Below are 14007 nucleotides of genomic sequence, written 5' to 3' on the forward strand. Positions count from 1 at the left end.
TTCTGAGAGGTGTCTTCAACGGAATTGATATTGTGATGAACGATAAAGAACAAGCTCGTACTGATGCGATCGTAGAAGTGCTACATCATGGAGCGGGTTTAAATGATAGCAGTATCAAGGGCACATTCAGAATTATTGGTCAAAAACTTACGGGCGATATTCCACTAGGTGCAGAGTCTCCCACGTTCGCTACTCGAAAGCGTATGATATTGTTCAGCTTGCAATCCAGTCGAATAAGAAATTTCTTACAGTTTTTTCTCGCGCTATTAATGTTATTCATAGTCATCCTGATGGTATGGGCGACATACCCCAGCGTGATATGGTGGCTGTTTCTTATGAGCGCAGTCTTAGCCTATTGGGCGTACTCGTCAATAAGTAGCTTTGTCAGGAAAGGAAGATTAATCTCTGTTATCAAAGCGCAGCAACAACTTTATCCAGACCCTGTCATTAAAACACAGACGCAACGGGTATATGATGTACAAAGACATGCCAAGCAATTTGCTCAGTCTCGTTTAGCCAGTCGTTTTATTGCGCTATTTATTATGTTGATGAGTGCTTATACGATGAATTTGTATACTGCTGATATGCCAACACAACTAAAGCACTTTTGCTTTTTAGCACCGTTTACGTTTATGCTCGCTGTTGGGATCATGTTTTATCCCATTAGCAAAGCTGAAAACCTGCATCTATACGGTGTTACCCAAATACCCTTTAAATATATGCCGTTTGGCATGAAACTGTGTTTATTCATCGGTGCATTATTGAGTGCGACCATGTTTATTGTAGATACTTTTGGCATCAATATATTTAGTTAGTTCGAGTGTCAGAGTAAGATGTACAAGATGGTATCTACGATAGCTATAACTCTAAGAAATCATGATATCTGATAAAGAAATCGGTCAAAATCCAAAAATATTATTGATTATATTTCATCATAAAGTGTATCTTGGTTTAGATAAGTATTTTATAAATAAGGTTTTTTATGCAGATAACGACGAGCCATACTCCAGAAAGCAAAAAAATAAATGGCGAGCATATTCTTATCAACATGACATATATCGCCAAAAATGTCGACCTAGATTCGGGAATCGAGCTGACTCGTGCATTTGAGTATTGGCGAAGATATTTTGAAGAAAACAATATAGTTTCAGCTTTAGTCATTAGTGAAGGTTATTTCGTTCAAAGTTTTCAAGGTACAAGGCCTGCTATCAATATTGCCTTAGGAAAAATACTTGACAAGCATTCAACCATTTTCCCTAATATTGTTAATATAGAGGAAATTGAATCGCGTCAATGGAATGGGTTTTTAGTTAAATATCTAACATCAAGCGCTGAAGATGAAGAATATGCCCTAAAAAGCTTCTCAGCAGGTTCTGACTATAATCCCTATCTCATGACAAGTAATCAGATTGAAAGCTTTTTGACAGCAGTTTTTGCAGATACCGAATCCAGCAATTTTTAGATGAGTAATATCTTTTTACCATAATTGTCATCTGCTTTAGCTTGCCTAAAAAAGCCGTCTATACCTTGTGTATAGGCGGCTTTTTGTTAAGAATATTGTGAGCTTTAAATGTTAGAGACTAAAGTGCGAAGTATAGATATTATCAACCAACCTCAACACTCGTCACATTCTGAAAGCCTCTTGGCAACTGACCACCACGATTACCACGAGTGCCCGTATAATTGGCTAAATCATTAGGCTTTAGCGTCACATGACGTTTGCCAGCGGTAATGATTAGGCTGTCTTGCTGACTAAGTGGCGTGATGGCAAGCACCTCTTCACCGTCTTTTAATTTAATCAGCTTATTGCCTTTACCACGTGCCTGTTCAGGCAAATCATCAAGGGCAAATATCAATAGATATCCTGCATTGGTCACGACAGCAACATGGTCAGGCATCGCGCTTGCGCTGCTATTTTCACCTTCGGCATTTTCATTATTAGCATTGGCAGTCATATCCGCTGGCGCATCGATACGCGCAACAGGGAGCAAACGACTATCAGCTGCTAGATTGATGATATTTTTGCCCGCTTTTTGATTGCTATCGAGATTGCCAATAGTATTGATAAAACCATAACCTGCTGAGCTGGCGAGGATGATACGTTGATCGTCAGCACCCGTTAATAGCTGCTCAAAGCTGGCACCTGCTGGCGGTTTGAGTACGCTGGTCAGCGGATCGCCTTGACCACGGGCGGAGGCGAGGCTATGCGCATCGATACTATAACTGCGTCCAGTGCTATCGAGCACGTAGATTCTCTCATTGGATTTAGCGCGCACGTGGGCTTGATAGCTATCGCCTGAGCGATAGGTCATGCCAGCAGCATCGACGTCATGGCCTTTGGCAGCGCGAATCCAGCCTGCTTTCGATAGGATAGCAGTGACAGGCTCGCTTGGTACGAGGTCAGACTCTTTGAGTGCTTGCGCTTCTTCGCGTTCTGCCAATTGTGCCACGCGCTCGTTACCGTGTTCTTTCATATCGGCGGTAAGCTCATCAATCATCAGATTGGTCAGGCTGTCTGGATTGTCCAAGTACTCTTGAATGATGGCGCGTTCGGCTGCCAGCTCATCTTGCTCGCGGCGAAGCTCAATCTCTTCTAGTTTAGCGAGCTGACGCAGACGAATATCTAAGATAGCATTGGCTTGTATCTCAGTCAGGTCATAGTCTTGCATCAATGATAATTTTGGATCGTCTTCTTCACGAATAATACGAATGACTTCATCGATATTCAGATAAGCAATCAGCAAACCTGCAAGGATATGCAAGCGCTTATCGATCTTATCGAGGCGATATTGCAAACGGCGCGTGACCACTGAGCGGCGACAGACGAGCCATTCTTCAAGGATTTCTTTGAGGTTTTTGACTTGGGGCTTACCATTTAGGCCAATCATATTCATATTGACGCGGTAATTGCTTTCTAAATCAGTGCTGGCAAATAGATGACTCATTACTCGCTGCACATCGACGCGGGTAGATTTTAGCTCTAAGACGATACGGCAAGCGTTTTCATGATCTGATTCATCGTGAATATCAGTAATCCAAGGCAGCTTTTTATCCGTCATGAGCTTAGCGATTTGCTCTTGAATCTTATTGCCTGACACTTGGTAAGGAAGCGCATCGATGATGACTAAATTCTTCTCTTTTGGGTCAATATGAAAGGTGGCGCGCATTTTATAGCTGCCGCGACCAGTCTCATACATCGCCTGCAAATCTTTTTTACTGGTAATGATTTCAGCGGGCGTTGGCAAATCAGGCGCTGGTATCGATTGGGTTAATTGCTTAACCGATAGCTCAGGATTTTTTAGCAAACGAATAGCCGCGCGTACCACTTCATTTAGGTTATGCGGCGGGATATCGGTCGCCATACCGACGGCAATACCAGTCGTACCATTTAATAAAATATTAGGCAGGCGGGCAGGTAGGGTGGTCGGCTCTTGCATGGTGCCATCGAAGTTATCTTGCCAATCGACCGTGCCTTGTCCGAGTTCTGCAAGCAAGGTATTGGCATAAGCCGACATTTTGGCTTCGGTATAGCGCATCGCGGCAAAGGACTTAGGGTCATCGGGGCTACCCCAGTTACCTTGACCCGTGATCAGCGGATAGCGATAACTAAACGGCTGCGCCATCAGAACCATCGCCTCATAACAGGCGCTATCACCATGCGGATGATATTTACCCAGCACGTCACCGACGGTACGCGCAGACTTTTTCGCCTTCGCCGTCGATTTTAGTCCTAGCTCACTCATGGCATAGACGATACGGCGCTGGACAGGTTTTAGACCGTCAGCGATATTTGGCAACGCCCGATCCATGATGACGTACATGGCATAGTTGAGATAGGCTTGCTCGGTAAACTCCGCCACTGAGCGGGTATCCATTGGTTCATTTGGGATAATGGGTGTAATGGTATTATCAATAACATCGGACATAAAATAGGGTTCACTTATCAGTTTTAATAGGTATAAATAATTGGTGCAAGCGTGCAAATAGGATAGTGCTATCGTAAAGGATATTGGCAAAATTAAAAAGGCATAAGTCAGAATAGACGACAGGTCGTGACGTGCTAGATAGTCGTGCTGATTGCGTTTTGGCTGATAGCTTTTACGAAATAAGAGAAGTATAGTGAATCAGACGCATATGGTTTGTCTTTTTACTAAGCGCCTGTTTCATAACGCACTATGCAATAGTGCTCAGCAATAATTATTATAAAGGCTGTAACACGGAACCGTTATTATCGAACTGTCTATCCAAGCCGTCTATCTATCCAAGCCGTCTATCATATGGAGTAGCTATTATGTCATCGTCATCTATATCACCTGCCTATTTATCACGAACGCGTGCTCAGCATCTAACCAAAAATGCGCTAGTAGTCAGTGCTGTCGCCAGTATGATGGGATTGACGGCGTGTAGCTCATCGGCAGTGAGCCAGCCGATGGCCGAGCAAACTCGTAGCACTATTGGTCTAAATGCTATAAAGCAATCAGATAATAAAAAATCTATGCCGCCTATTGTAGCAGTCGCCGAGTCGGAGGTGGCGATGCCACGTGTTGTCTTAGCTGACAGTGCTATGAGCGCTACCAATAACACCATGAGCAATAGCATGGGCAGCATGACACGTTCCGCGCCGCAATGGAGTGTGCGGCCGTTATCTGGCATCAGCGTACAGCCACCAGTACGTGATAATTATCAAAAAAACGACGCCAATCCGGTACACCGCACCACTGAGATGGCGGTTGCTACTCTATCCATCGATACCGATACTGGTAGCTACGCCAATGTGCGCCGCTATCTTAATGAGGGGCAGCTGCCACCTGTCGATGCCGTGCGCGTAGAGGAGTTGATTAACTATTTTAATTATCAATTTGATGATGGCAAACGTATCGCCAATGCGCCGTTTGTGGTCGCAACGGAAGTGGTTGATTCACCGTGGGATAAGGCCGATCAAGATAATAAAATCGTCAAAGTCGGGATTAAAGCGGTTGAGAATAGCTGGTCTAGTAAAAACACCAATCAAGTTATGCCGCCCGCCAACTTGGTATTTTTGGTCGATGTGTCAGGCTCCATGTCATCACGCGATAAGCTACCACTGGCGCAATCGTCATTGAAGTTACTCACCGAACAGATGCGTGCGCAAGACAGTATTAGCATTGTTACGTATTCGGGCACTACCAGTGTGGCACTGCCTTCTACCAGTGGTGACCAAAAAGCAAAAATACTCGCTGCAATAGAAAGCTTAACTGCTGCTGGCTCGACCAATGGTGAAGACGCCTTAAAGCTGGCTTATAGACAAGCAGAACAAGGCATGAAAAAGAACGGCATCAATCGCATTATGATGCTGACCGATGGCGATTTTAATGTCGGTATCAGTGATGTCGATGAGATGCTAGAGTTGGTCAAAGCCAATCGTGATCGCGGAATCTCCTTATCGACCGTCGGTTTTGGTCGTGGCAATCTCAACGACCACATGATGGAGCAGATGGCGGATAACGGCAATGGTAACTATAGCTATATCGACAGTTTGACTGAGGCCAAAAAAGTTTTTAGCGATGAGCTAGCGGCGACCTTTAATACCGTCGCCAAAGACGTCAAGGTGCAAGTAGAGTTTAATCCAAATGTGGTCAGCGAATGGCGTTTAATCGGTTATGAAAACCGCGTCCTTAATGAGGAGGATTTTAATAATGATAAAGTCGATGCCGGCGAGTTGGGAGCAGGTAAGGCAGTCATTGCACTGTTTGAAATAACCCCCACTGGCAAAAAAGGGTTATACAGCGACCGCCGTTATAATGAGAATGAATCAAAGAAGACAGCTAGCGGCAAAAAAACAAACGAGCTAGGCTATCTAAATATTCGCTATAAAGCGCCAAAAGGTGGTAGCTCTAAGTTGATTAACCAACCCATTATTAATGCCAGTCGCCCTTTAAATAAAGCCAGTATCGATACCCAATTTGCCATCGCCGTAGCAGGGTTTGGTCAACGCTTAAGCCAAAGCGATTATATTAATGACTGGCACTATAGCCATAGCACCAAACTTGCGACCAGTACTCTGGCTCAAAAACCAGATAGCGATAAGGATGGCACGCGGCGTAACTTTGTGACCTTAACCGAGCTTGCTGCTGCCCTTGACAGTAAACGTTAAGAAAAGCGTAAGGTACGGTTATTTTTATTAACAATGGAACAATGTTTGGTAATAAATAATTGGTAACAATCCGTGGTATGGCCGGTCATTTAATGGTTAAGTATTTGATAGTAATATAATTAACGGCCGTCAAGTACGTTTAAGAACTCAGGTAGCAATCTTTTATATTGAGTAGTTTGTATAAAGTGTGTATGTTAATCAACAAAGGGCTATTTATCGCTATATTGTTGACTCATTGCCAGACGCTTATATCGTCAGCCGCCCGCCATCATGGTTATATGGATGGTTAGCTTGAACGATGAGGTTTGGTATGTTTATCACTCTGTGATAGAGATAGGTTAATAGCAGCACACTATTACTAGGAGCAGTAAGATTATGGAAAATCAAGGTAACCTAATTCGTCGTAATGACAAAGCGTGGCTCAAAACTTACGAAAAGCTTGGCATACAGTACGAGATTAATATGCCGCCCGCCAATACCTCTTTAATCGATATTCTTGAGCAGAATTTTGTTACTCATGCTGGTCGTACCGCCTTTGTGTGCATGGATGTAAAGCTCTCGTACGAAGATTTAGACCGTTATAGCAAACAGATTGCCGCATATTTACAGTCGCTTGGCCTAAAAAAAGGCGATAAAGTCGGCGTTATGATGCCCAATATCTTGCAGTTACCGGTTGCCGTATTAGGTGTCCTACGTGCTGGCATGACCTTGGTTAACGTCAATCCACTTTATACCACTAAAGAGCTTCAGCATCAGTTAGAAGATTCTGAGACTAAAGTGCTGTTTATCCTAGAAAACTTTGCCAAGACTTATGAAGATATCGGTAAAGATTTGGTCGATCATGTGGTGGTGACGTCGATGGGCGATTTAATGAGCCCGTTAAAAGGTTTTATCGTCAATGCTGTCGTGCGTCATGTCAAAAAACTAGTGCCTCATTACACGCTTAAAAAGAGCGTGAACTTTAAAAAAGCACTCAATCAATTGTCTGCGAAAAAGTATAACCGCCCCACCAATATCGGGCTTGATGATGTCGCCGTATTGCAGTATACCGGTGGTACCACAGGTGTGGCAAAAGGCGCGATGCTAACGCACGGCAACTTGGTCGCCAACTTAATTCAGTGTGATACCTATCTTGGCGATGCGTTTGATAAGTTTGAAGCGCGTAATGAGCAGCCTGTTATTATGACAGCCTTGCCGCTCTATCATATCTTCTCATTTACAGTTTGTGGTATGTACGGTCTATATCGTGGCTGTATCGGTCTGCTGGTACCGAATCCACGTGATGGCGCAAGTTTAATCAAAGCCTATAAAGATTATCCACCGGCGTTTTTCCCAGCGGTAAATACGCTATTTAATGCGCTCGCTAATAGTGACGCATTTAAAGCCTTAGACCATAGCAAGCTTGAGATGTCTATGGGCGGCGGTATGGCAGTATTAAAAGATACCGCGGCTAAATGGGAAAAAATAACTGGCAACATCATTGTGCAAGGTTATGGTCTGTCGGAAACCTCTCCTGTTGCTTCAGCAAATCCGCAAGGTACAGGCGAGTTCTCAGGTAATATCGGTCTACCGATGCCTGGAACAGACATGGCCATCTTGGATGAAGAAGGCAATGAAGTGCCACTTGGTGAGCGCGGTGAAATTTGCGTTCGTGGTCCGCAGGTCATGAAAGGCTACTGGAAACGTGATGATGCCACCGCTGAGGTCATGACGTCTGATGGTTATTTCCGTACCGGTGATATCGGCGTGATGGACGAAGAGGGTTACTTTAAGATTGTTGATCGCAAAAAGAATATGATTTTGGTATCAGGCTTTAACGTCTATCCAAACGAAGTGGAAGATGTGATGTCAGGTCATCCAAAGATTTTGGAATGCGGCGTTATCGGTGTCGATGATGAAAAGAGCGGCGAAGTACCGAAGATTTATGTCGTGCGCAGTGATGACAGCTTGACTAAAGAAGACGTGCTCGCTTATAGCAAAGAAAATCTAACCGGTTATAAGCGTCCTCGTTATGTTGAATTTATCGATGAGTTACCGAAATCTAACGTCGGTAAGATTTTACATAAAGACTTGCGCGCTTTAGAAGAGAAGAATCACGGTTAAGTGATTTAGCACCGAATATCATGTTTTTACCCACATTTATCACCCTTAATACATGATAAATAGGGTCAAAAATAGCCGGATATTCGCTGGTGTCATACTGAAAGATGATAAGGTCGTTTGTATAAGACCTTATCATTTTTTTTATTTTTCTATGATGATTTGGCAGTACGCATAGAGAATGGCGAGCAAAACTGCTATAGTTCCTGCCGATTATATTTTTGTATTTCACGATAAAAGTGCATGCTTAAGTGCTTAGCGCCGTTATAAAAGCATCGACAATGCTGGCTATTTGAATAATAGCTTTTTGCGTTAATGCGTTTGCAACTGGTGATACAATAGCTTTTATGCATTTGCATCATAGTGAGAGTAAACTTAGGCATGCGGCTTATATGTCTAAAGATTTTTGATGTAAAAAGTTTGTGAATAACAATTGCGCTCAGAGCTTAGGTGTTGAGCAGTTATTTATTCACAAACTTTTGATTTTATCAATACGTGGTTGGCGACCACGGTAAGGGCAGCACATATACTCTATATTTTAACAGTAACATTTAGGGACGATTATGACGGACAGTATCAATAAAGAAACCACCAACCATAACGCTGCGGGCAACGCTCAATCAATGGTTGAAAATGCATTTCCTACCATGCCGACGATAGATAGCGACAGTCCGTGGCTGAGTGCTTATGAGCGCTATGGCATCGATGCGACCATCGATATGCCAGATGACAGTACGTCTTTACTTGAAGTGTTCGAGCGTAACTTTAGTCGTTATGGGCAAAAACCTGCGTATATTTGCATGGGTGCGTCCATTACCTTTAAGCAATTAGACTTATACAGTCGCCAAATTGCCAGCTATTTACAGTCGTTAGGATTGGTAAAGGGCGATAAAGTTGGGGTGATGATGCCCAATATTTTGCAGTATCCAGTGGTGGCTTTGGGTATTATCCGTGCAGGTATGGTACTGGTTAATGTCAATCCTTTGTATACCAGCCGTGAGCTATCGCATCAGCTGCATGATAGTGGCGCTAAAGCGTTGTTTATCGTTGAAAACTTTGCAAAAACCTATCAAGATGCCGAAGATAAAGGGCAAGTGAAGCATGTCATCGTCTGTAAGCTTGGTGATATGCTTGGCTTGGTCAAAGGGGCAGTGGTCAACCTGGTCGCGCGTCATGTTAAAAAAATGATTCCCGCTTATCGTCTGCCAGAGAGCACCAGCTTTAAGCATGCGTTAAATGCGGTTTCAGCCAGCAAGTATAAGCGTCCTGATTTGAACTTAAGCGATGTGGCCTTGTTGCAATATACTGGCGGTACGACGGGTGTTGCCAAAGGCGCGATGCTGTCGCACGGTAACTTAGTCGCTAACATGCTACAGATTAGTGTCCTGATGAACAGCGCCTTTGATGATGATGTCGATGCTAATGATGTGATTTTGACCGCGCTCCCGCTATACCATGTGTTCTCATTTATGGTTTGCGGTATGTATGGTATGTACCAAGGTTATGCCGGTCTATTAATTCCAAACCCGCGTGATTTGGATGGTTTGATTAAAGAGATGGGCAAATACAAGCCATCGTTTATCCCTGCGGTAAACACCTTATTTAATGGCTTAGTACATAAAGAAGGCTTTGCAGATTTAGATTTCTCTAACCTAAAAGCCTCGATTGGCGGCGGTATGTCGGTATTGCCAAGTGTGGCAAAAGAGTGGCATAAAATCACTGGTCTGCCTATCGTTGAAGGTTATGGTTTGTCTGAAACCTCGCCAGTAGTCGCCTTTAATCCAATGACCATTTCTGAATTTACCGGAAAAATTGGTATTCCTGCTTCTAGCACTGATATTATTTTAATCGATGATGATGAAAATGAAGTGGCATTAGGTGATCGCGGTGAGATTTGTGTCAAAGGTCCACAGGTGATGATTGGCTATCAAAATCGTCCACAAGAAACCGCTGAAACCTTTACCGCTAGTGGTTTCTTAAAAACAGGCGATATCGGGATCATGGACGAAAAAGGCTTTATCAAAATCGTTGACCGCAAAAAAGACATGATTTTGGTTTCGGGCTTTAACGTTTATCCAAATGAGATCGAAGAAGCCATGAGTGAGCATCCTGCTGTGGTAGAATGCGGCGCTATTGGTATTCCAAATGATGACCGCGGTGAAGATCCAAAGCTATTTGTGGTCAAAAAAGGCAATGTCACCGAGCAAGAGCTGCTTGATTTTGGCAAAAAGCAACTGACCGGCTACAAACGTCCGCGTCATATCCAATTCGTTGATGAATTACCAAAATCAAACGTCGGTAAAATCCTACGTAAAGAATTGCGTAAGATGGAAGGTTTAGAATAAAGTTAACGCTAAATCTTGCTAAAGCAGCGGCGTAATAGCTTGAGAGAATCTTGCTATTGCGCCGCTGCCACGTTAGGATATCGTCATATTTATGTCTGCGAGCAGATCCGTCGACGTAACGACGAACTTGTTATTGTATAACTCTCTATAACCATAACTCTGCTTTTACAACATCGTACTAGGAAATTTTATGCGTATTGACAACCGTGAGCTTAACCAACTTCGCTCAATCAGCTTTGAGCGCCATTACACTAAGCATGCCGAAGGGTCAGTATTGGTCAGCTTTGGTGATACCAAAGTATTATGTACTGCGAGCGTTGAGTCGGGCGTACCGCGCTGGCTTAAAGGTAAAGGCAAAGGCTGGATTACCGCAGAATACGGTATGTTGCCACGTGCGACCAATACCCGTAATCAGCGCGAAGCAGCACGCGGTAAGCAATCAGGTCGTACGCAAGAAATCCAGCGTTTAATCGGTCGTAGTTTACGGGCGATGATTGATTTAAGTAAGCTTGGCGAAAATACCATTTATCTTGATTGCGATGTATTGCAAGCAGATGGCGGCACGCGTACCGCTAGTGTGACGGGTGCAGCTATTGCCCTTATCGATGCGCTAGAAAGCCTACAAAAAACCAAAAAGCTCAAAGCCGATCCATTGATTGGTTTGGTCGCTGCGGTGTCAGTTGGTATGAAAGACGGCGAAGCCTATCTTGATTTAAATTACGAAGAAGATGCCAGCTGTGATACGGACTTAAACGTGGTGATGACGCAAAAGGGCGAGTTTATCGAGCTGCAAGGGACGGCAGAAGAAAAGCCATTTACCCGCGCGCAAGCAGACGATATGCTGATTCTGGCGGAAAAAGGTATCGCTGAGCTGATTGCTATGCAAAAAACAGCACTAGGTTGGTAGATTTCTAAACGTTCTTTTATGACTTTTTATTTAAACTTTTAACCATTTACTGCTTTTGAACAGGTAATCGCGCATGCTAAAGCTGACTGATGACGGCGCCAAAATCACCTTACAAGGTCAGTCGTCAGCGGCTGACAATGGGCTATTTTGGTTTGGCTCCGCATTACTGGTTGGGGCAGTGGCGGTTGCTTTAGCCATGAGTCTGTTGCCTGAGCGCTTGGCTATTGGCGCTTTGGCACTGCTGATTGTTGGTAGTTTTATTTTTAATCGGCAACGCTTGAAGCATAAACAAGCCATGAGCGGTATTATTAGTAGCGGCGTATTGTGGGTACGTGATGGCGAGTTGGTGCATGATAATCAAGGCAAACGTGAGCATATTCACCTGACTGATGGCGATAAAATTACTCTGATTGGTGAACAGCTACAGATTGTCGATTGTGATGACATACGTAAATATCTGATTGGTGGGTTTGATAATATTCAAGAAGCTAACGCGGCCAAAGCCATTCTACAAGGGCAACCGCTGAGCAAACGCCATGCCAATATCAAGATGAGCAACGATTAGATTGTCGATTGGTTTTAATGTTTTAATCTGTTCATTCTGTGAGTTATATTTAACATAGCTTATAGCTGATTCAATTTAGAAAAAATTAGTGCTGCTGGAAAATTTTTTGTGAGGCCTCTGGAGTGCAAAGCACACAGCAAGCGAGCAAAACTTGTTCCAGCAGAACGCTATATTGAATATACCTTTTTTATATTGAACTGATGATATTATCTTTCCTAAATCTCTGCCTTCATCTCTAAAACTCCTATCTCGTTTTACCGTTTATCCTCAATCTCATACCTTTTATCGCTTATCTCCTAGCAATAAGACTTGCAGATTCCTGTGCAAATGGTTTATAAATAGGATTGAAAAATCTTATCTTACTTATCGTTAATACGCTTATTGATACTGAGCATTGATAGCCGTTTATTAATATTAAATTGAGTCGGCTAATCAATAATATGTTGACAAGGAGTTAGTCATGTCGCGTTTGTCCCTTTGGTCAATCACAACGTCGTGCAGTGCCTTATTATTTACCTTTGCTGCGGCCGGTCAGGTTCATGCCGATAGTATGAGCGCCTTGATTGCGCAAAAATCTGTCCAACCTGATTATAGCGCCCGTTATACCCCAACGTATTCAGCGGTTCCTTCGGCCAAAATTAGCACACGCTCTACCATTCAGCGTGCTGGCAATGCCACTAGCTATCGCTCGAATTCGAGCAACGCGCAACCAAGCTATTCTAGTAATAGCTTTTCTAATAACAGCTACTCTAATAACTCCTATTCTAATCAAAATGCTTACATCGGTAATGCCCAAAGCAATTACCGTTATCCTGAAGTAGCACGCCAAGCACCATCTGTTCTGCCCGCATTTTTATCTGGCAATTATGACAATGTCGATAGCGAATATTTACCGCTGTTAAGCAATGCTGAAACCCAAAGCAGTCGGGCGGCGCGCGAAGTGATTAGCACCGCGCGCAAGATGGCGTTAAATGAGCGGACGATTATTAAAGGTGGCTGCTGGGACTATCTCAATGCGGTGTTTAATCGAGCAGGGGTGAGCCGCGATACCATTCATAAAGGCACTTACGGTCAAGGCCCTTATGCCAGTAGCAAGGATATTGAAGTCGGTGATTGGCTGTATTATATCAATCATGGTTACAATGGCGTCGAGCATAGCGGACTGTTTGTTGGCTGGGTCGATGAGCGCGCCAAGCAAGCATTAATACTCAGCTATGCCGGTGAAAATCGCCGTGAGCCTGCGCGCTACCGTGTCTATGATTTAAGCAATGTCTATCAAATCATGCGACCAAACGTTTAATTGTATTTACTAAGCTTAATTGAGAGATAAAAAAGCGTCCGTCACTTATTAGAGTAACGGACGCTTTTTTATGGATTTTAGACTCAAGATAAAAATGCTTATAAGGTAAATAAGCCGTATCGTTCGTTTTTTTTAAAAGGGTTTTACCACCGCTAAAATCACAATAAAGATTAACGCAAATACTGGCACTTCATTAAACCAGCGCCAAAATTTATGCGATTTATAATGCGGATTATCAATGAGCTTTTTACGATAAAATCCGCAAGCCCCATGATAACCAGAAAGTAGCACCACCAATAATAATTTTACGTGTAGCCAGCCCTGAGTTTTATAAACATCCCAGCCCATTCCCAACATCCATAAACCAAACAACCAGGTGGCTATCATCGATGGTGTCATGATACCGCGATAGAGCTTGCGCTCCATAATGGCAAAGCGCTCGTGGCTGATGCTATCGTCGCTCATCGCATGATAAACGAATAGGCGCGGCAAATAAAATATCGCCGCAAACCAGCACACCATAGAGATAATGTGTGCCGCTTTAATCCAATTGAAATAATCTGCCATCATATTCTCTCTTACGATTTGATATTTTATGCGCAATTTCTTGATTCATAACGTCGGCAAGCTTAGCGCAGATTACGCGATAATGGTAGC

10 protein-coding genes are annotated in these 14007 nt (G+C 43.4%); 8 read left to right on the forward strand and 2 right to left on the reverse strand.

Going from position 1 to position 14007, the window contains the following annotated elements; genetic code table 11:
* Window positions 1-32: 32 nt before the first annotated feature.
* Both PG901_RS02980 and PG901_RS02985 read left to right on the forward strand, forming a co-directional pair.
* The gene (locus tag PG901_RS02980) at window positions 33-815 is read left to right on the forward strand and encodes a hypothetical protein (protein WP_271133453.1); all 783 of its coding nucleotides are present in this window, start codon (window positions 33-35) and stop codon (window positions 813-815) included.
* 167 nt (window positions 816-982) lie between these two features.
* Window positions 983-1462 (forward strand): hypothetical protein, encoded by a 480-nt coding sequence (locus PG901_RS02985; protein ID WP_271133454.1) that lies wholly within the window; start codon window positions 983-985, stop codon window positions 1460-1462.
* A gap of 142 nt (window positions 1463-1604) precedes the next feature.
* Here PG901_RS02985 and parC read toward each other — a convergent pair whose 3' ends face one another.
* Entirely contained in the window at window positions 1605-3926 is a 2322-nt protein-coding gene (gene parC, locus PG901_RS02990; protein WP_271133455.1) for a DNA topoisomerase IV subunit A, read from the reverse strand.
* A gap of 365 nt (window positions 3927-4291) precedes the next feature.
* On the opposite strand from parC, the gene PG901_RS02995 reads away from it, so the two are divergent.
* The 6 genes from PG901_RS02995 (at window position 4292) to PG901_RS03020 (ending at window position 13350) form a co-directional block, all read left to right on the forward strand.
* On the forward strand, window positions 4292-6133 hold the full coding sequence (locus PG901_RS02995) for a vWA domain-containing protein (RefSeq protein WP_271133456.1): 1842 nt from the start codon (window positions 4292-4294) through the stop codon (window positions 6131-6133).
* Between the two features lie 375 nt (window positions 6134-6508).
* On the forward strand, window positions 6509-8236 hold the full coding sequence (locus PG901_RS03000; RefSeq protein WP_201624677.1) for an AMP-binding protein: 1728 nt from the start codon (window positions 6509-6511) through the stop codon (window positions 8234-8236).
* A 620-nt stretch (window positions 8237-8856) separates the two neighbouring features.
* Window positions 8857-10578, forward strand: coding sequence for an AMP-binding protein (locus PG901_RS03005; RefSeq protein WP_201624695.1), 1722 nt, complete (start codon window positions 8857-8859; stop codon window positions 10576-10578).
* 190 nt (window positions 10579-10768) lie between these two features.
* A complete protein-coding gene (gene rph, locus PG901_RS03010; protein WP_183620154.1) occupies window positions 10769-11485 on the forward strand; it encodes a ribonuclease PH in 717 nt (238 codons plus the stop codon).
* A 73-nt stretch (window positions 11486-11558) separates the two neighbouring features.
* On the forward strand, window positions 11559-12050 hold the full coding sequence (locus PG901_RS03015; protein WP_271133457.1) for a hypothetical protein: 492 nt from the start codon (window positions 11559-11561) through the stop codon (window positions 12048-12050).
* Between the two features lie 460 nt (window positions 12051-12510).
* On the forward strand, window positions 12511-13350 hold the full coding sequence (locus PG901_RS03020) for a hypothetical protein (RefSeq protein WP_271133458.1): 840 nt from the start codon (window positions 12511-12513) through the stop codon (window positions 13348-13350).
* Between the two features lie 132 nt (window positions 13351-13482).
* Here PG901_RS03020 and hemJ read toward each other — a convergent pair whose 3' ends face one another.
* Window positions 13483-13917: a protoporphyrinogen oxidase HemJ gene (gene hemJ, locus PG901_RS03025; protein WP_271133635.1), complete on the reverse strand. Its 435-nt coding sequence runs from the start codon at window positions 13915-13917 to the stop codon at window positions 13483-13485.
* Between the last annotated feature and the right edge of the window lie 90 nt (window positions 13918-14007).

The organism is Psychrobacter sp. ANT_H3, from assembly GCF_027919975.1.
In the GTDB taxonomy this organism is placed as follows: domain Bacteria; phylum Pseudomonadota; class Gammaproteobacteria; order Pseudomonadales; family Moraxellaceae; genus Psychrobacter; species Psychrobacter maritimus.